At 67.2% G+C, this 18,696-nt stretch carries 13 protein-coding genes; 9 read left to right on the forward strand and 4 right to left on the reverse strand.

Annotated features, from left to right (window positions below):
* Positions 1-215 precede the first annotated feature (215 nt).
* From NL1_RS15685 to NL1_RS15695, 3 genes are all read left to right on the forward strand, one after another.
* The gene (locus tag NL1_RS15685; protein ID WP_067840074.1) at positions 216-1,700 is read left to right on the forward strand and encodes a hypothetical protein; all 1,485 of its coding nucleotides are present in this window, start codon (positions 216-218) and stop codon (positions 1,698-1,700) included.
* A complete protein-coding gene (locus NL1_RS15690) occupies positions 1,700-2,998 on the forward strand; it encodes an AAA domain-containing protein (protein ID WP_067840076.1) in 1,299 nt (432 codons plus the stop codon). The genes NL1_RS15685 and NL1_RS15690 overlap by 1 nt, the downstream gene beginning before the upstream one ends.
* A 265-nt stretch (positions 2,999-3,263) precedes the next feature.
* The gene (locus tag NL1_RS15695) at positions 3,264-4,019 is read left to right on the forward strand and encodes a hypothetical protein (protein WP_067840078.1); all 756 of its coding nucleotides are present in this window, start codon (positions 3,264-3,266) and stop codon (positions 4,017-4,019) included.
* 339 nt (positions 4,020-4,358) lie between these two features.
* Here NL1_RS15695 and NL1_RS15700 read toward each other — a convergent pair whose 3' ends face one another.
* Positions 4,359-6,254, reverse strand: a complete 1,896-nt coding sequence (locus NL1_RS15700) for a nuclease-related domain-containing protein (protein WP_067840079.1) — start codon at positions 6,252-6,254, stop codon at positions 4,359-4,361.
* Positions 6,255-6,540: 286 nt separating this feature from the next.
* Between NL1_RS15700 and NL1_RS15705 the strand changes: the two genes are divergently transcribed.
* A complete protein-coding gene (locus NL1_RS15705) occupies positions 6,541-6,990 on the forward strand; it encodes a hypothetical protein (protein ID WP_156094875.1) in 450 nt (149 codons plus the stop codon).
* An 80-nt stretch (positions 6,991-7,070) separates the two neighbouring features.
* On the opposite strand, the gene NL1_RS15710 is transcribed toward NL1_RS15705, so the two are convergent.
* Positions 7,071-8,924, reverse strand: coding sequence for a vWA domain-containing protein (locus NL1_RS15710; RefSeq protein ID WP_067840081.1), 1,854 nt, complete (start codon positions 8,922-8,924; stop codon positions 7,071-7,073).
* Positions 8,925-9,231: 307 nt separating this feature from the next.
* Between NL1_RS15710 and NL1_RS15715 the strand changes: the two genes are divergently transcribed.
* From NL1_RS15715 to NL1_RS15725, 3 genes are all read left to right on the forward strand, one after another.
* Positions 9,232-11,433: an elongation factor G-like protein EF-G2 gene (locus NL1_RS15715; RefSeq protein WP_067840083.1), complete on the forward strand. Its 2,202-nt coding sequence runs from the start codon at positions 9,232-9,234 to the stop codon at positions 11,431-11,433.
* A gap of 1,088 nt (positions 11,434-12,521) precedes the next feature.
* Positions 12,522-13,265 carry a DUF4191 domain-containing protein gene (locus NL1_RS15720; protein WP_067840163.1) on the forward strand — a complete coding sequence of 248 codons (744 nt, stop codon included), beginning with the start codon at positions 12,522-12,524 and terminating at the stop codon, positions 13,263-13,265.
* 211 nt (positions 13,266-13,476) lie between these two features.
* Entirely contained in the window at positions 13,477-14,343 is an 867-nt protein-coding gene (locus NL1_RS15725; RefSeq protein WP_067840084.1) for an alpha/beta fold hydrolase, read from the forward strand.
* A 270-nt stretch (positions 14,344-14,613) separates the two neighbouring features.
* Here the strand turns inward: NL1_RS15725 and NL1_RS15730 are convergent, their stop codons facing one another.
* Entirely contained in the window at positions 14,614-15,066 is a 453-nt protein-coding gene (locus NL1_RS15730) for an RDD family protein (protein ID WP_067840086.1), read from the reverse strand.
* A 252-nt stretch (positions 15,067-15,318) separates the two neighbouring features.
* On the opposite strand from NL1_RS15730, the gene glnA reads away from it, so the two are divergent.
* Positions 15,319-16,755, forward strand: coding sequence for a type I glutamate--ammonia ligase (glnA, locus tag NL1_RS15735; RefSeq protein WP_067840088.1), 1,437 nt, complete (start codon positions 15,319-15,321; stop codon positions 16,753-16,755).
* A gap of 169 nt (positions 16,756-16,924) precedes the next feature.
* Here the strand turns inward: glnA and NL1_RS15740 are convergent, their stop codons facing one another.
* A complete protein-coding gene (locus NL1_RS15740; protein ID WP_067840090.1) occupies positions 16,925-17,818 on the reverse strand; it encodes an SDR family oxidoreductase in 894 nt (297 codons plus the stop codon).
* A gap of 125 nt (positions 17,819-17,943) precedes the next feature.
* Between NL1_RS15740 and NL1_RS15745 the strand changes: the two genes are divergently transcribed.
* Entirely contained in the window at positions 17,944-18,504 is a 561-nt protein-coding gene (locus NL1_RS15745; protein ID WP_067840091.1) for a TetR family transcriptional regulator, read from the forward strand.
* The last annotated feature ends 192 nt before the right edge of the window (positions 18,505-18,696 follow it).

The raw sequence follows: 18,696 nt of genomic DNA on the forward strand, positions 1-18,696 counted from the left end.
GCCATCGTGCTTCGCGCATGCCGGAGCCGAACGTCGGCGAGGTGCAGGCATGAGCGAAAGAAGTGAGCGAACCATGTGCCCGCGCGCATCGCGCATGCCCGAGCCGAGCGTCGGCGAGGAGCAGGCATGAGCGAACCGATCAACAAGCGGAGCAAATGCATCGCTCGCTTGTGTGCGACACGCGTGCCGACGCTGAGCGACGGCGAGCCTCGAACATGAGTGCCCTGACCGCCCTCGCCCGCCTGCACGCCGTCCGCGCGGGCCACGCCCAGCCAATCGCCGACGTCCGCCACACCTACCTTTCGGACAACCCGCTCGTCCTGGTGCCGCTCAAGCTGGCAGGTGAGGCCGCCGCACCGCTGGCAGTCATGGTGGGAACCGACCCCGCCGCACCGACACTGCTGACCGTCCCGCAGCCACGCGACCGGGTGCTGCGCCTGCGTTTCCTCGCCGAACTCGCCGAGATCGTGCTCCCCTACCTCGCGGCCTACGCCGAGAACACCGAGGAGCTGACCACCAAGTCGGGCGAAACCTACGAGCGGTGCCTCGACGCACCTCAGCTGTGGGTGCCGAACTCGGGCGGCGTGGGGTTCCTGAAACTGCTCGGCCGCTCGGTGCGTTTTCACCGAACCGAGGGCGACAACCCTGTCCCCGAATCGCTTCCGCTGTTCGGCCGTTGGCTCACCTGGTTCTGCGATCGCGCCGAGCATCCCGGCTCCAGCACGCTGGTCCCCCTCACCTCGGTGCTCTCGGCGCATTGGGCAACCGGCCAATCCGCGCTCGAGGATGCCAATCTGGCGGCGCTGCTCGGGTGGATCGCTCCCCCGCCCGGCAGCACGGGCGCCGAGGCCGCCGCGCGGGCCGAAGACCCGCTGTCGGTGCCGCCCGCCGGTCCCGCCACCGACCCCGGCTTCGACAACGAAGAACTCGCCCCGCTCATTGCCGCCTACGACGCGGCCGAGGACAACGAGGCGAAATCCCTTGCCGCACGGCGCATCGAGCGCGCGCTGCACGCCCAGGTCGAGCCGACCTGGCAGCTCATGTGGCAGGGGCTCGCGCTGCTGCGTGAACGTACGGCCGGTGCTCGAGTCGCCCGGCGGTGGAACGAGGACGTCGGGTCGTTCTCTTACTTCGCCGGATCGGTGGCCGAAGGTGTGCCGCAAGCGCGGCGGGATTCGGCGGTGTCGGCCGTGCGGAAGTTGCTCGATCGTGAGCGGGCGCTCGAAAAGTACGAAGCGGAACGGGCTTTCGACGATCCTCGGATCATGCTCGAACATCGGCTGGCCGGAACGGCTTTCGTGGGCACCGTGATCGGTGTCGATCCGGCCCGTGTGGTGATGAGCGAGAAGAACCGTCCTCTGCTGCGACCGATTCTACAGGTGCACACCGCCGATCCGGTCATCGTGGCCGAGGGCGACGAGTTCTGCAATGTCGACAATCCCAGCCAGACGGGAACGGTGTTACCGATGGAGGGCGATCACGAATACCTCGTGCTGGAGCTGTCCGGCGGGATGGGCACCGGCAAGGTCGCCCGCCCGGGGTCGGTCCCCGACCTCGGCGCTACCGTCCGCTTCGCCGGTTTCAAGATCGGGAGCGGCGGACCGCCCGCGAAGCTTCCTGCCCGCGAAGACACTCCGTGGACACACGGCGGCCCGCCGCCGGAGTGGACGCCGGAGTCCGAACCCATCGAGGAACTGTGATGCGAACAGCGGACGCGGCCGTCGACGGCATCCTCACCGACCTCGCCGACACCTCGCACCGCGCGGTCGTGGTCGATTCGCCGCCAGGGGCGGGCAAATCCACGCTCGTGGTGCGTGCGGCGCGACAGCTCGCCGAATCCGGTGGGCAGCACATCGTCGTCGCCCAGACCAACGAGCAGGTCGACGATCTCATCGACCGCCTCGCCACCGCCGACCCCGCGCTGAGTATCGGAAGGCTCTCCCGCACCGGGTATCTCAAGCCCGACCGCATCGACCGGCCGAACGTGACCGTCGGGCAGAAGATCGCGGACCTCACCGAGAGCACCATTCTCATCGGCACCGCCGCCAAATGGGCGACGATCGATGACGGACGCTGGCCGCACGCGATCGTCGACGAGGCATATCAGATGCGGTCGGATATGTTGCTGCGCATCGCGAATCGCTTCGACCACGGACTGTTCGTCGGTGACCCCGGTCAGCTCGATCCGTTTGCGACCGTCGAGGTCGGCCGGTGGGCGGGCCTGGATTGGGATCCCACGACGAGCGCGGTCAGCGTGATGCTCGCGAACAACGATGACATCCCCGTGCACAGCCTGCCCGTGTCCTGGCGGCTGTCCGCGACGGCGGCGCCGGTGGTCTCGAAAGCGTTCTACCCCTTCAACGAATTTCGAGCGGGCACCGGAATCCACGACCGTCGAATGGAATTCGCGGCCGCCGGTCTGCGCAGCCCTATCGACGACGTGCTCGACGAAGCGGCCGAACACGGGTGGGGCTGGTACGAATTGCCCGCCCGCCACACACTGCGCACCGACAGCGAAGCCGTGCGCGCGATCGCCGAGATCACCTGCCGCCTGCTCGAACGCAGTGCGACCGCCCATTCTGAACAAGGCTCCCGCCCGGTGACAGCCGAACGTGTCGCCGTCGGCACCGCGCACCGCGACCAGGCCGATGCCGTGCGCACCGCACTGCGCGGCACTCTGGCCGAAACGGTCACCGTCGACACCGCCAACCGCCTGCAAGGCCGCGAATACGATGTCACCCTGGTCCTGCACCCCCTCTCTGGCCGTCGCGACGCCAGCGCCTTCCACCTCGAAGCGGGGCGTCTCTGCGTCCTCGCCTCCCGTCACCGTCACGCCTGCATCCTTGTCGGACGCGCAGGTATCCCCGAACTCCTCGACGCCCACCCGTCCGCCGAACCCGTGCACCTGGGCGTTCCCGTGAAGTTTCCCGACGGCTGGGAGGCCAACCAGGCCATCCTCACCCACCTGTCCCACCACCGCGTCCCGGCAAACGTCTGAGGCACTCTCCTCAACGAGGACACATGACCACCGATCTCCGGACCGCCATCGGCGAGATCGTTTCACTGACGCCACAAAGATGGCTTCAATCCCGATCTAACGGACGCTGGAGGCGATGTCGTCGAAGGCAGCGGTTACACGCGTGACGAGCCCGCGCCGACATCTATTGCCATGCCCGCGACACCACCCATTGAACCCCGGTAGTTGTTGCGTACCAATACAATTGGATACAGTCGTGCGCCGACACGGCATGGGGAGGGAACATATGTGGGAATTGCTGCTCACACCGATCGCCTACGGATGGGCGTTGGCATGCAAGCTGTTCCAGCCGAGATATCGGCTCGCACCACCGGACAAAACCATCGACGACTTCGGCACGGCCCGCACAGCAGTCGGTCTCGGAATCAACCTTCTCGTCATCGGCAAGTACTCGGGGAACGTGGTCGAAGGAATGGTCTTCGGTTCCATACAGCGGCTGACGCTGTCCGCGGCGATCGCGTTCCCTGCCTGCCTGATCGCCATGGCCGTTATCGTCGCGGCAACCGAGTCGGCCCACCGAGCCACCACCGCCCGCCAAATGATCCATCCGCTGCGAACAATGGGAATCTGCGTTGCCGGCGTCGCCTCCTTCGCCGCTGTTCCGATACTGATGTCGACATTCGACGGGCAAGCCGGACCCGTGGTGGGCTTGATCGTGCTGGTGGCGGTCGTCGCCTTCACTCTGGCGATCGTGCCATTCCTGATCCGCGCCGCATTCCTGATCACCAAGCACTGGTTCAACGCCGTCGACGGACACCTGCTACTCGGCCCCACCGTGGCCGTGGTCGTGACCTGGACGGTCGCCATCATCGACCTCACCACCCGGGAAACGACACTGCTGCCCACCTCCATCGATCTCACCCTGCTCCTCGGAGGGTGCGCCACGATCACCATCCTCGCCGTCATGGAAGGCCACCGCGCACACCAGCGTTACGGCGTCACCTTCCGCTCGGGAGCATGGCCGCGCGGCCTGCGCCCGTGACACCGATCGGATCATCCGAGAAGGAACTGCAACAGCCCAGATGGTGAACGCTCGTTCGTGCGAATCCGACAATGACGTGATCACTGATGCGGATCGATCTCGATATAGAAGGAACCTGATCGCAGGTCGGCACGTCCAACCTTGCTATGGGGAACTTCAACGGAAAGAAGAGCAAGGAACTCCATACCAGCGACCCGCAACGTCGGGTCAGACGCCAGAACCATCGGTGTGACGGTTGCCGGGTGCGAGTCAATCGAAGAAAAGAGCCGATGTGATGGGACGCCACGTTTCGCGGCGTCCCCTACCGGCGAGCATGGACTCGAGCGCTACCCGCCCCTTTCAGCATTCGGGCGGGAACGGAAAGCAGACGGGCGGCACGGACATCGGCCCCGCTTCGGACTGCTCGGCGCCCTGCGCCGGCGGCGGCACGACTTCCGACTGCGGAACGGGTCTGGGTGATTCGTCCGCATTGCCAGGCCGCGCCGAGCAGGTGGAGGCCATGAGCCATATCGCACAGAGGGTGAGGGCGACGACGGCGCAGGCAGCCAGTTGCTGGGCACGATGGTTGTCGCGCAATACCGAAACCCCGGGGCCCTCCAACGTTTGCGGAACAGAAATCGTCCGCCCGAGGATCTCGACGCTGCGCCGAGCTTCCGGGGCGGGTGCTGGCCGGAGGCGACGCAGCGGTTTCGGCTCGCTCTCCGGTGTGATCCGGACTCGTTCGCGAACGGCCGTCGAAGTTGCTTGCGGGCGGGGACTTTCGGTGTCCGGCAGTATCCAGGACGACCAACGATCGGTGAACTGCGATTCCGTTGCGCTGTCCGGAAGTGTGGACGGATGCTCGGAGCGTGCGGGGCTGGGGTCGCCCTTGATCAGCACCACGTGTCCCGACGACTGCATCTCGGCCAGCTCGGAGCGAGACGGACTGGCGTCGTCCTCGACCAGTACCACTTGTCCCGATGACGACTGCGTCTCGACTAGTCCGGAGCCCGACGGGCCAGCGTCCCCCTCGACCACCGCCACGTGCTCCGACGACGACTGCATCTCGACCAGTCCGGAGCCCGACCGGCTGGTGTCACCCTCGACCAGCACCACGTGCCCCGACGACTCCAACTCGGCCTGCTCCGAGCCCGACCGGCTGGTGTCACCCTCGACCAGCACCACCTGTCCCGACGACTCCATTTCTGCCTGCTCGGAGCGAGACGGGCGGGGCTCGTCCTCGACCAGCACGACGTGCCCCGACGGCTGCATCCCGACCAGTCCGGAGCCCGACGGACCAGCATCACCCTCGACCAGCACTACGTGCCCCGGCGATGCCTGCACATCGGCCTCGTCCAAGTGTGACGACCGCGAGGTTTCCAGGGCAACCGCGGAGTGTGTGGCTTCCGCGCCGACCTCCGGAGCAGGAGCCGGTACTTCTGCCGATCGCGGGCACGCGGCTTCCGCCGTCTCCGCATCCTCCGGTTCGATCAAGGGCGCGTGTCCGCCACCTTCGGATCTACGTGGTTTCCGGATCGGTTCGACGTCGGGGTCCGGCTCGATCCAGGGCGGCTGCTCCTCACGCGGCCGCCGGTCCTGCACCTTGTCGAGAAGTTGCTTGCGTACCCGTGGAAACCCCTCGGCCACAAGCTCTTCGATCGTGACCTCGTCGCCGAGATTCAGCTCGTCCAGCAGCGCGTGAACGTCCTCGGCGGTCCATACGAACCGTCGGCCCGCGGTGCGGTGGAACCAGGCACGCAGTTCACCGGGCGTGGAGCCGAGCACGACGCCGCATCCGTGTCGCCGCGATTCGACGTTCAACGTCACGGTCGATTCCCGTGGCGGCACAACGACGACCAGGCCGTCGACGAACGCTTCGGGATGACGCGGGCTCACCAGCGCCTTCAAGTTGAAGACGTTGCTCGTGACCTGGTCGAACGGGCTCGTGTCCTGGTCTCGGACGTGGATCGGATCGCCCTCGAACCCCGACAGCCGCCAACGACCGTTGGCCTGAATGGTGAGGGTTCCGTTGCTCGCCTCCGGAGCCATGCCCTTGACCTCCAGGACCACCACCGCTCGGGGCGTGATCACCACCAGGTCCGCTTCCTGCGCTCGACCCTTGCGATCGCGCTCCGGGATGTAGCAGCCCGAAATGGCCAGGCCCACAATCACGTACTGGCCGGTCCAGGTCCGCATCCACTCGAGCACTCGCTGCTCGGATCTCGGTATCGCCGTTCGTTCGTTGATGACCAGCATCGACGGCCACCTCCATCGCGTCCACGCCACTCGACGGTTCAACGTTATTCGCCGCCGCCGCGCCTCGCGAATCGAAAGGCACTGTAAGAGCAGGGGATTGGCGACACGGGGGCAGGCAATGGCGGCATGTCGGCAGGACACGCCCGCGCTGCCCTCGTCGTGCGTTCGGGAGTTCGCCCACATCCGACGAGGTCGGTCCGCCCCTGCCAACCGAAACGAATACCTTCCCGAGTTCGACAGACCTGACAACCTGTTCGGCCACATCGAGTCCGAGGAGTACCGACGTATGAGACGCATCGTGAGGAAGATTGCCGGGGTCGCGGCGGCCGCCGCTGTGGCGCCGGTCGTGTTGGCGGCGACCGCGCAGGCCGAACCGGGACCGGTGTACTTCAGCGTGGGCAGCACCAACTGCGCGATCTACGACAACGGCGCTGTCGGTTGCGATCTGGGGTCGCCGACGCGGTTGCAGTACAGCTTCCTGCCCTTCCTGCTGACGGTGAACGAGATCGTCATCGACCAGCAGTGGCTGCCCGCGCACCCGATGTTCGATGCCGGGACGCCGTACACGCTGCCCGGCGGCAATCCGTCGCTCAACGATGTGAAAACCGGCGACGGGCAGTGGGGTCCCTTCATCGAGTACGCGGGGGCCCGGTGTTCGGTCGGCTTCCACGGCAGCTTCGGTTGCCAGTCGAAGGGACGGTCGTTCACGTCCTGGAGTGGGACGATCTCGGCCTGAAAAGCGTCGGACCACAGAGCCGGAAACGCTGAACCCGCTGGCACCCAGGGGAACTCGGTTGCCAGCGGGTTCGGGACGGATCAGGCGCGGCGCCGGGCGACGAACCAGATCGCCACCCCGATGCCGATCACCGCGACCACGCCGACACCGATGCCGACGATGGCGACCCACTCCGTGTTCGAGCTCGAACCGCTCACGACCACCGGCTTCTCGGCGCCGGGCCCGGACTGCTCGCCGAGGACGTCGGCGCTGCCGGTCGTGTAGGTCGGCCCCGCTTCCGGCGTACCGGCGACGGTCAGATCGAGTTCGACCGGAGTCGGCGGCATTGCCGTCGCGCCGGACGGCATACCCACCTTGACCGCGATGTAGTACCACCCGGCCACCGCCTGACGTTGTACCTCCGAGTCGTTGGCGTCCCGGTTGGCGTAGCGGATCGGCACCGACGCGAGTTTCAACTCGGCGGCCGTCCGGCCGGTGTAGGCGCCGGTGTCGGAGTCGACCCGGCGGCCGAGCGGTGAGTACAGCGTCGTCTCGACATTCGTGGCCGAGGTGTACCCCGCCCCTCCCGTCTCGCCGAAGCGCACCCGGTACGCCAGGCCCTGGCCCCAGTCCAGCCGCACCTTGTAGAAGACGTACTCGCCGGATTGCACGGTGTCGGTGTACTTGCCGCTGCCCTCGAGTGTCGAGGCGACGGTGAACGACCCGCCACCGCTGACCGGCTGCACGGCCCCAGCCGGATCGGTGAACGTGGTGGCCTCGCCGAGCGTGGGCGTCCCCGGATCGGTGACGCCGGGTTCGATGCCGACGAGGATCTCCACCGGCAGTCGTGCGGGCGCGCCCCGCGGTGCGATGTCCCAGTGGAGCTCGTAGTAGTACCGGCCGCCGCCCTTGCACTTGTCCGAGCTGCCACCGGACGGTGTCGCGGCCGCACCCTCGAAGGTGCTGCTGACGGTGATCGCGACACCGTCGCTGGCACGGCCCTCCAGCTCCCGTTCCCTGACGTTGCAATCGGTACCGTCGCGGCCGTAGACGCGCAGTTCCAGCACACCCATGTCGTCGGTGATGGATACGCCGGTCGTCCGCGGGAACGAGACGATGCCGGTGAAGTAGGCGGTCGCGCCCGCGGGCACATCCACGGCGTAGAAACGCTTCTCGTGCTGGCCGATGGTGTCGAGGTACTGACCCGGCTTCGCGACCGGCGCTGTCTGGTAGCCGTCGGTGCCGGTGATGGGCGTACCGGTGGCCTGGTAGTTGCGCAGGGCGGCCGAACTCACCCGGGGCAGAATGCGTTTCAGCGCGGCGCCGTCGGCGGCGTCGCTGTAGCTGCCGCCGGTCGCCTGGGCCATGCAGGTCAGCTGGGCACGCGCCTTGTCGTCGACGGCGAAGCCGATCGAGTGGACGACGAGGTCGACACCCTTCTGCTTCAGTTCCTTGGCGACGTCGCACGGGTCGGGCGGCGCGCAGGTGTCGTCACCGTCGGAGACGAGCACGATCGAGCGCGGCCCCGAGGACGGCAGGGCGTCGGCGGCTTGGCGCAGCGCGGTGCCCATGGGCGTCCAGCCGCGAGCCTGGATACCGTCGACGGCGCTGGTGAGCGCGGGCTTGTCGATGGTGTTCGGCTGCCGCAGGAGCTGGACGTCGCGGCAGCCCGCTGCCTTGTCGGCTTCGTCGTTACTGGTGCCTGTGCCGTAGGTGGTGAGCCCGACCTTCGCCTCGGCAGGCGCCGATTCGACGAAGGTGCGCACGGCCTGCTTCGCGGAATCCATCATCGTGCCGCCCTGGTCGGGCCGCTGCATGGACCCGGACGCGTCCAGGATGAGCATGGTCGGGGCGTACTGCGCGGGCTCGGCGTGCGCGACGGCCGATAGCGCTGCAGGCGCAAAGGTGAGTGCCGCGACGGTCAGTGCCGCGGTCAGCGTGCGGTATCTCGACATTGTCCTCGATTTCGTCTGCCAGGATGAAACCGGACAGACGTTACCGATAGAGCGACTCCACCTACCACCCCCAAAACAGTTGGCACAAGCCACCGTCCGCTGTCGACCAAGGATGCCGAGCACTCGGTCCGCCGCCCACTCACGCCACCGGACTCAGATGATCTTGTCCACCAGCCGTCCGGCAACTCGACGACCGCGAACCCCGTCGGCCCAGCTCCTCGCCCTTCTCCCCCGATTCGTGGACGCACAGCTCCCGATGGTGGGAAGCTCGATATGACCGCGGTGTCGAGGCGAGGAAGCGTGACACATGGTGGACAAATCGAGTGGACCTGCCGGGGGCAACGGCAGAGTAGTGACGGTGGATCGGCCGGAACGCATTCGGAATGTGGTCCTGGTCGGTCACAGCGGCTCGGGGAAGACGACGCTGGTCGAGGCGATGGCCCTGACGGCGGGCGCGGTGAATCGCGCGGGGCGGGTGGAGGACGGCACGTCGCTGTCGGACTACGACGAGATCGAACATCGGCAGCACCGGTCGGTGCAGGTGTCGGTGGTGCCGTTGGCGTGGCAGGAGATGAAGGTCAATCTGGTCGATACGCCGGGATACGCGGATTTCGTCGGTGAACTGCGGGCGGGGTTGCGCGCGGCGGACGCGGCGCTGTTCGTCATCTCGGCGGCGGAGGGCGCCGAGGGGGTGAGCGGGGCGACCCGTGCGCTGTGGGAGGAGTGCGCGGCCGTCGGCATGCCGCGGGCCATCGTCATCACGCACCTGGACACCGCGCGCGCGGACTTCGACGAGATGGTGCAGACGTGCCGGGAGGTGCTCGGTGGCGGAGCGTCGGAGAACATCCTGCCGCTGCATCTGCCGGTGTACGGGCCGCGTGGCGTGGACGGGCATCGTCCGGTCACGGGACTGATCGAGTTGCTGCCGCACTGCGTGGTCGACTACGCCTCCGGCGAAGGAGTGCGTGGCGAGCCGTCGGCGGAGCAGGCTGCGGCGCTGGACGAGGCGCGCAACCGGCTCATCGAGGGCATCATCGCCGAGAGCGAGGACGAGTCCCTGATGGACCGCTACCTCGGCGGCGAGGACATCGAGCAGGGGACGTTGGTCGCCGACCTGGAGCGCGCGGTGGCGCGCGGCAGTTTCCACCCGGTGCTGTTCGGTGCGCCCGCTCCGGAGGGCGCGCGGCAGGGGTTGGGCACGATGGAGTTGCTCGACCTGATCACGGGCGGCTTTCCCGCACCGACCGAACACGTCGTCTCTGCGGCGCCCGCGTCCAATGGCGCGGCGCCGACCCCGCTGGCGTGCGACCCGAACGGCGCGCTGGCCGCGGAGGTCATTCGCACCGCGTCGGATCCGTACGTGGGCCGGGTGTCGCTGGTGCGCATCTTCTCCGGCACCCTGCACGCCGACGACACCGTGCACGTCTGCGGGCACGGCTTGGCCGACCGCGGACACCCCGACCACGACGTGGACGAGCGGGTCGGTTCGGTGACGGCGCCGTTCGGCAAACAGCAGCGCCCGCTGGGCGAGGCCATCGCGGGCGACATCGCGTACGTCACCAAGCTGGGTCACGCCGAGACCGGCGACACCCTGTCCGGCACCGGCAAGCCACTGGTGATCGAACCGTGGCCGATGCCGGATCCCTTGCTGCCCATCGCGATTCGCGCGCACAGCAAGTCCGACGAGGACAAGCTCTCGCAAGGGCTGACCCGGCTGGCTGCGGAGGATCCCGCCCTGCGTCTCGAGAACAACAGCCAGACACACCAATTGGTGCTCTGGTGCCTCGGCGAGGCGCACCGTGATGTCGCGCTGGAGCGGCTGCGCACCCGGTTCGGGGTGCAGGTGGACACCGTGGATCACAAGGTCGCGTTGCAGGAGACGTTCGCGGGCACGGCGAAAGCGCGCGGCAGGCACGTGAAGCAGTCGGGCGGGCACGGGCAGTACGCGGTGTGCGAGATCGAGGTGGAACCGCTGCCGGGTGGTTCGGGGATCGAGTTCGTGGACAAGGTGGTCGGCGGCGTGGTGCCGCGCCAGTTCATTCCCTCGGTGGAGAAGGGAGTGCGTGCGCAGGCGGCGCGCGGCGTCGCGGCGGGGTATCCGCTGGTGGACGTGCGGATCACGCTCTTCGACGGAAAGGCGCATTCGGTCGACTCCTCCGATGCCGCGTTCCAGACCGCGGGCGCGCTGGCGCTGCGCGAGGCAGCGGCCGCCGCGGGCATCGATCTTCTCGAGCCGTACGCCGAGGTCTGGGTCGTCGTCTCCGACGACTACCTGGGGCCGGTGCTGAGCGATCTGTCGAGCCGTCGCGGACGGGTGCTCGGCACGGAACCGCACGGGACCGGGCGCACCCGAATCCGCTCCGAGGTGCCGGAATTGGAACTCAGCCGCTATGCGATCGACCTGCGTTCGCTCTCGCACGGGACCGGGGATTTCAGCAGGATGTACGTGCGTCACGAGCCGATGCCGTCGCAGCTCGCCGGGGCGCTCCGCGAAAACGGTAAGGGCTGAAAGGGATTCGACGGCCGTAAGTCCGGACCGGCCACACGGCTCGGCGCCAAGCGGATCGGCGCTACGCGGATCGTGGACGCGCTCGCGGCGGTCGGATCGGCGGTCTCGCAGCGGTCGTGGCGGTCGAGTCGACGGTCGCGGCGGTCGGATCGACAGTCGTAGCGGTCGGATCGACAGTCGTAGCAGTCGGATCGACAGTCGTAGCAGTCGGATCGACAGTCGTAGCAGTCGGATCGACAGTCGTAGCAGTCGGATCGACAGTCGTAGCAGTCGGATCGACGGTCGCGGCGGTCGAGTCGACCTCGGCCGCGGCGGTCGAGTCGGCGGTGGCAGCGATCGAGTCGACGGTCGTAGCGATCGAGTCGACGGTCGTAGCGACGGTAGTGCTCGGCGGCGGGCCCGGCCGCGGTGGCGCCGACACTCACCGCCGACACCCAACGCGGGCCTGCTGAACTACGACGCGTGGCCGGATATCGCGTGCCTGGCCGCTCAACTTTGGGTGGACCGCCCTCCGCGATTTCGCCGCACTCCACGAGTCCGTCGAGGACGACATCGCGGCAGGGACCATCGCCGCGGAGCGGGCGACGCGCGCCGCGATCGACAGGCTCGCCGGGCAGGGGACGTTGGTCGCCGACCTGGAGCGCGCAGTCGCGCGCGGCAGTTTCCACCCGGTGCTGTTCGGTGCACCCGCGCCCGAGCGTGCGCGGCAAGGGCTGGGCACGATGAAGTTGCTCGACCTGATCACGGGCGGCTTTCCGCCCCGACCGAACACGTCGTCTCAGCGGCGCTGTTCGGGATGCACAGCGCCTGGTCCTCGATCCCGGATCTCGACTATTCCGAGCGGGACAGTCTCCGGTTCCTCGGGCACGGGATGGAACCGGAGGAGGAGTACCTGGACGGCAACGACATCACGGCGCGACGAGAGCAGGTCGACCGGCTCTTACCAGCAGATCCGGCCTTATGCGCGGCGGCGGTGGACGCGATGCGGGACGGTGGCTACCGACGTTCCGCCGTCGTCGCGCTCCGGTTCGAAACCGTCCACCGTCCCGGCGCAAATGATGAGCTCGGCGGCCACTATTCTGAAACACATGGCAGCAGGCAAGGGCGGGAACCCGTCGAAGGAAGCGAAGGCCGCGGCGAAGGCGGCGCGCAAGCAGGCGTCGAAGGAGCGGCGCCAGCAGCTCTGGCAGGCGTTCCAGATGCAGCGCAAGGAAGACAAGCTCCTGCTGCCCCTGATGATCGGCGCGGTGCTCGGCATCACCCTGCTGTTCCTGGTGATCGGACTGATCTTCGATCTGCAGTGGTTCCTGCTTCCGGTGGGCATCCTGCTCGGCGTGCTGGTCGCGTTCATCGTGTTCGGCCGCCGCGTGCAGAAGAACGTCTACGCCAAGGCCGAAGGCCAAGCGGGCGCGGCCGCGTGGGTGCTGGACAACCTGCAGGGCAAGTGGCGGGTCAGCAACGGCGTCGCCGCAACCACCCAGCTGGACGCGGTGCACCGCGTGATCGGCCTGCCCGGTGTGATCTTCGTCGGTGAGGGTTCGCCGCAGCGACTCAAGGCACTGCTCGCCCAGGAGAAGAAGCGCACCGCGCGGCTCATCGGCGACACCCCGATCTACGACGTCGTCATCGGCAACGAGGAGGGTCAGGTCCCGCTGAAGGAACTCCAGCGCTACCTGACCAAGCTGCCGCGCAACATCGACACCAAGCGCATCGACAACATCGAAGGACGGCTTGCCGCCCTCAGCTCGCGCAGCGGGCCCGCGCTGCCGAAGGGGCCGATGCCCGCGGGGGCCAAGATGCGCGGGGTGCAGCGCACCATTCGCAGGCGCTGAGTTCGGTTTTAGGAGAGGCCCGTGTCCCACAGTTTGGGACGCGGGCCTTCGTCATTTCCGAGACCTCGAGACCATCTCGCCTGATCAGGCGGTCGGCGGCCGAGGATGTCGAAAATCCTTTCCCAGAACGGGAACACCTCGCTCATCTATAACTGTTCAAAGTTTATTGAGAGGTTAGAGACCGTTCGCCATCGACTTCGAGGAGAGAGCAATGACCGTCGTGCACCACCGGACCGCCCAGATCCAGGACCTCACCGTCTTCTACCGCGAGGCGGGCAACCCCGCGAATCCCACCCTCGTCCTGCTCCACGGATTCCCGACCAGCTCGGCCATGTTCCGCAACCTGCTGCGCGACCTCGCGGACGCCTACCACCTCATCGCGCCGGACCACATCGGCTTCGGCCGGTCGTCCATGCCGCGCGTCGACGAATTCGACTACAGCTTCGACAAACTGACCGAGATCACCGCCGAACTCCTCGACACCCTCGGCGTCGACCGCTTCGCCCTCTACATCCAGGACTACGGCGCACCGATCGGGTTGCGCATCGCGAGCCGCCACCCCGAGCGGGTCACCGCGATCATCAGCCAGAGCGGCAACGCCTACATCGAGGGCTTCACGCCGTTCTGGGAGATCCTGTTCGCTCACGCCAAGGACCGCGCCGCCAACGAGACCGAGGTACGCAAGCTGCTCGAACTCGACGCCACCGAATGGCAGTATCTGCACGGCGTCCCCGAGGACCGCCGCGACCGCGTCAGCCCCGACACCTGGACCTTGGACCAGGCCTATCTCGACCGCGCTGGCAACAAGGAGATCCAACTCCAGCTCTTCTGGGACTACCAGTTCAACCTGGACGGCTACCCGACGTTCCAGAAGTACTTCGCCGAGCACCAGCCGCCGGTGCTGATCACCTGGGGCGAACACGACGAGATCTTCGGCCCCGACGGCGCCCGCGCGTACCTCCGCGACCTGCCGAACGCGGAACTGCACCTCCTCGACGCCGGGCATTTCGCCCTGGAAACCCACGGGGACGAGATCGCCGATCTGATCCGCGACTTCCTGCGGCGCACGCTTCGATAGTGCTCATCAGCCTGGCTACGGAGAATCGAGCGGAGAGAAAAGGTGGTCGACACGCCGTGGCGAACCACCCTTTCTCTCCGCTCGATCACTACCGAGACGGGCATTCGCCGAGTGACACCTCGAAACCAGCCGCTCGCTTCCGGGGAGCAGCAGGGCTCGCGGCGCAGCCGGAGGTGGGTGGCGCTACTCGAAAGCGCTTACCGCGGCGCGCTCAGCAGCGCGCCCGTGTCGGCGCCCAACCTGCGCGCAACGTTCGAATGGCGGCCGTCACTAGCGCGACTTGACCAGCGCGGTCCCGGTCGCCCGATCGTGCATACCGCGTCCATCCCCATCGGTGAACAACGCGGGCACCACGAACACCAACAGCACCTGCCGTGCCAGCGCCCGCACGAACCCGACCGGCGCGGCCGCATCGATCCGGATGACCCGCAACCGCAGGAAGTACTGCCCCGGCGTGAAGCCGAACAACGAGACCGCGGCCACGCCGATGACGAACCAGATGAGCAGCGGAAGGTTCGCGTTCACACCGCGCACGATCAGAGCGGAAACGCCGACCGCGATCATCCAGTCGACGAACAGGGCCGCGATCCGGCGGCCCATCCCGGCCAGCGAACCGGCGCCCTCGCGGGGCAGGCCGAGGTGTTCGCCGGGAAACTCGGGCGTAGCCGGGTCCCCGGGGTCCGCCGAAGGTCCGGAAAGCCAGGATCCGGTGATACGCGCCATGGCCTCCAGAATAGGCGGCTACCCTCTTCCGCCAGGCACCGCATAAGGGGAGTTCAGCGTCACGCGGCGCGCGGCGGATGGCAGGATTACCATGCTGGGCGAGACCGGGTGGCCATCGCCACTCGGCAAGCCGCACGTGTAACACTGGCGAAACACAGCCTTGACTGTAGGGAAACACCGCATCCATAGCGTCTGGTCGCGACGAACCCATGCAATCGACACTGGCTGGGAACCGATCCGTAAGGAGAACAAGTGACGTTCAGCACGGCCGATGAGGTCATCCAGTACATCAAGGAAGAGGACATCGAGTACGTCGATATCCGCTTCAGCGATCTTCCCGGTGTGCAGCAGCACTTCTCGATCCCGGCCAAGGCCTTCACGGCCGACCTCGCCGAAGAGGGTCTAGCGTTCGACGGTTCGTCCGTTCGCGGCTTCCAGTCGATCGACGAGTCGGACATGCTCCTGCTCCCCGACTACAGCACCGCGCGTATCGACCCGTTCCGCGCCGCCAGGACGCTGAACCTGAACTTCTTCGTCCACGACCCGTTCACCCGCGAGGCCTACTCCCGTGACCCGCGCAACATCGCGCGCAAGGCGGAGGAGTACCTGCGGTCGACCGGCATCGCCGACACCGCGTACTTCGGTCCCGAGGCCGAGTTCTACGTCTTCGACTCGATCCGTTACGAGTCGAACATGAACGGCGCCTTCTACGAGATCGAGTCGATCTCGGGCTCCTGGAACACCGGCGCGGAGTTCAACCCGGACGGCACCCTGAACCGCGGCTACAAGGTCCGCAACAAGGGTGGTTACTTCCCCGTCGCGCCGTACGACCACTACGTCGACCTGCGCGACAAGATCTCGACCAACCTGCAGAACGCGGGCTTCGAGCTCGAGCGCGGCCACCACGAGGTCGGCACCGCGGGCCAGGCGGAGATCAACTACCGCTTCAACACCCTGCTGCACGCTGCCGACGACCTGCAGCTGTTCAAGTACATCGTGAAGAACACCGCGTGGCAGGAAGGCAAGACCGTCACGTTCATGCCGAAGCCGCTCTTCGGTGACAACGGCTCGGGCATGCACGTGCACCAGTCGCTGTGGAAGGACGGCAAGCCGCTGTTCCACGACGAGGCCGGCTACGGCGGTCTGTCGGACATGGCGCGCCACTACATCGGCGGCATCCTGCACCACGCGCCGTCGCTGCTGGCGTTCACCAACCCGACCGTGAACTCCTACCACCGTCTGGTTCCGGGCTACGAGGCCCCGATCAACCTGGTGTACTCGCAGCGCAATCGCTCCGCCGCGGTCCGCATCCCGGTCACCGGCAACAACCCGAAGGCCAAGCGCATCGAGTTCCGCGCGCCGGACTCCTCGGGCAACCCGTACCTGGCCTTCGCCGCCATGCTGATGGCCGGCCTGGACGGCATCAAGAAGAAGATCGAGCCGATGGCCCCGGTCGACAAGGACCTCTACGAGCTCCCGCCGGAGGAGGCCAAGAACATCCCGCAGGCCCCCACCAGCCTGGCGTCGGTCATCGACCGCCTCGAGCAGGACCACGACTACCTCACCGAGGGCAACGTCTTCACCCCGGACCTGATCGAGACCTGGATCGACATCAAGCGCACCCAGGAGATCGCCCCGGTGAACCTGCGTCCGCACCCGTACGAGTTCGAGCTCTACTTCGACGTGTAAGTCGTCGTACGGCAAGACGTTTCGAGCCCTTCCGCACTTCGGTGCGGGAGGGCTCGTCCCGTTTTCGACGGAGAATCAATTCAGGTCCACCGGCTGTGGTCGCACTACTTGTCGGTCGATCTCGACGGCCGCCCGGACCTACGCTGACCTCGCGGGGTTGACCTCGCGACTACGCCGATGGGTTGTGGAAGTAGTGGTCTCGGTCGAGGTCATCGATGAGCCCTGGGCCGGTTGGCTGCCAGTCCAGAAGCTTGCGGGTCACGGTACTCGAGACTCGGACGTCGGACGCCAAGAAGCGGGCCAACCAGCCGAAATGTTCGTCTGCCTCGTTGTCGGGTATCGAGGCCGATGGCAGGTTCAGATGGCGGCCGATCACTTCGGCGATGGCGTGGACGGGTATTCCTTCCTCGGCAACCGCGTGCAGCACCGCTCCCGCCGGGGCCTGCTCCAGTGCCAGCCGGAACAGCCGGGCGACATCGAGCCGGTGCACCGCGGGCCAGCAGGCGGATCCGTCGCCGATATAGCCGGAAACGCCAGTGCTCCGGGCCATGCCGATCAGGGCCGGGACGAAGCCGTGATCCCCCTCGCCGTGCACCGACGGAGGAAGTCGCAGTATCGATGAGCGCACGCCGCGCGCGGCGAAGGTGAGCGCCGCCTGCGCACCGGCGTTTCGAGGGGACGCCGAGGGTGCGTCATGTTCGGTCGCCACTCGCCCCGCCGGAAGCCCGAGCGTCCCGGAGGCGATGACGAGAGGGCGACCCGAGCCTTCGAGCGCGGCACCGAGCGCCTCGATCGCACGTCGGTCCGTGCGCGCGGCACCCACGTAATCGGCGAAGTCGTGGTTGAACGCTAGGTGAATGACCCCGTCGGACGCGGCCGCGCCGTCCCGCAGGCTGTCGAGATCATCGAGAGCGCCGCGGTGCACCGCCGCGCCTGCCGCCGTGAGGACTTCGGCCGAGATGTCCGAGCGAGCAAGCCCGATGACCTCATGGCCCGCGCCGATGAGCTCGGGAACGACTGCCGAGCCGATGAAGCCGGACGCACCGGTTACGAAAACACGCACGATAGAACCTCCAGGTGGTCAGCTGGTCGAGACCGTTGCCTCGCACCAGGACAGCATGATGTCAGCCACTGTCATCACCAACTCTAGCGCTGATGTCAGCTACTGTCATCAGGTAGGATCGCGACATGGGTCGATGGGAGCCGAACGCGCGCGGCAGACTCGAGCAGGCGGCCCTGGAGCTCTACCTCGAGCGCGGATTCGAACGAACCACAGTGGCGGAGATCGCCGGACGAGCCGGGCTGACGGAGCGAACGTTCTTCCGCCACTTCGCCGACAAGCGCGAAGTGCTGTTCTCCGGTTCGCTACAGGAGCTTCTGGTCGCCACCGTTGCCGATGCCGCCGAGTCCACGCCACCGATGGCCGTCGTCGCCGCGGCACTCGAGGCCGCCGGTGCCGTACTCGAGGCACGTCGCGAACTGTCCCGGCAGCGCCAGGCTGTGATCGCCGCGAACCCGGCGCTACAGGAGCGCGAGCTGATCAAACTCGCGTCACTCGCCGCCGCGATAGCCGCGGCGTTGCGCAAACGCGGCGTGCGAGACTCGGCCGCGAGCCTCACCGCCGGGGCGGGGATCGTTGTCTTCAAGATCGCGTTCGAGCGCTGGATCGGTGACCGCGAGCAGCGGGACCTGCCACAGCTCGTCCGCGAGTCGCTCGACGAACTCAAAGCCGTCACCGCAGACGAATAGGCCACCGCGCATGACCGATCCCCCGAGACAGCAATCGAGCCGAGAGCGAACGCCGTCACCGACACCCGCTTGCCTCGACTCGGCGGGCACCGAATGGTCCGAGTCACAGCGCATCCGGGCCAGTCGACCTGCGGCGAGCGGCAGCTACCCGCTACACCATGACCGGCACCTGGACTAGCAGCCGCGGCACGG

Origin of the sequence: Nocardia lijiangensis NBRC 108240 (assembly GCF_001613045.1) — a bacterium.
GTDB classification, from domain to species: domain Bacteria; phylum Actinomycetota; class Actinomycetes; order Mycobacteriales; family Mycobacteriaceae; genus Nocardia; species Nocardia lijiangensis.

What these genes read in the sequence shown, in the direction of transcription:
- NL1_RS15685 (WP_067840074.1), top strand. Translation starts at nt 216, where the DNA reads ATGAGTGCCCTGACCGCCCTCGCCCGCCTGCACGCCGTCCGCGCGGGC.
- NL1_RS15725 (WP_067840084.1), top strand. Translation starts at nt 13,477, where the DNA reads ATGACCGTCGTGCACCACCGGACCGCCCAGATCCAGGACCTCACCGTC.
- NL1_RS15715 (WP_067840083.1), top strand. Translation starts at nt 9,232, where the DNA reads ATGGTGGACAAATCGAGTGGACCTGCCGGGGGCAACGGCAGAGTAGTG.
- NL1_RS15720 (WP_067840163.1), top strand. Translation starts at nt 12,522, where the DNA reads ATGGCAGCAGGCAAGGGCGGGAACCCGTCGAAGGAAGCGAAGGCCGCG.
- NL1_RS15710 (WP_067840081.1), bottom strand. Translation starts at nt 8,924, where the DNA reads ATGTCGAGATACCGCACGCTGACCGCGGCACTGACCGTCGCGGCACTC.
- NL1_RS15730 (WP_067840086.1), bottom strand. Translation starts at nt 15,066, where the DNA reads ATGGCGCGTATCACCGGATCCTGGCTTTCCGGACCTTCGGCGGACCCC.
- NL1_RS15700 (WP_067840079.1), bottom strand. Translation starts at nt 6,254, where the DNA reads ATGCTGGTCATCAACGAACGAACGGCGATACCGAGATCCGAGCAGCGA.
- NL1_RS15695 (WP_067840078.1), top strand. Translation starts at nt 3,264, where the DNA reads ATGTGGGAATTGCTGCTCACACCGATCGCCTACGGATGGGCGTTGGCA.
- NL1_RS15705 (WP_156094875.1), top strand. Translation starts at nt 6,541, where the DNA reads ATGAGACGCATCGTGAGGAAGATTGCCGGGGTCGCGGCGGCCGCCGCT.
- NL1_RS15745 (WP_067840091.1), top strand. Translation starts at nt 17,944, where the DNA reads ATGGGTCGATGGGAGCCGAACGCGCGCGGCAGACTCGAGCAGGCGGCC.
- NL1_RS15690 (WP_067840076.1), top strand. Translation starts at nt 1,700, where the DNA reads ATGCGAACAGCGGACGCGGCCGTCGACGGCATCCTCACCGACCTCGCC.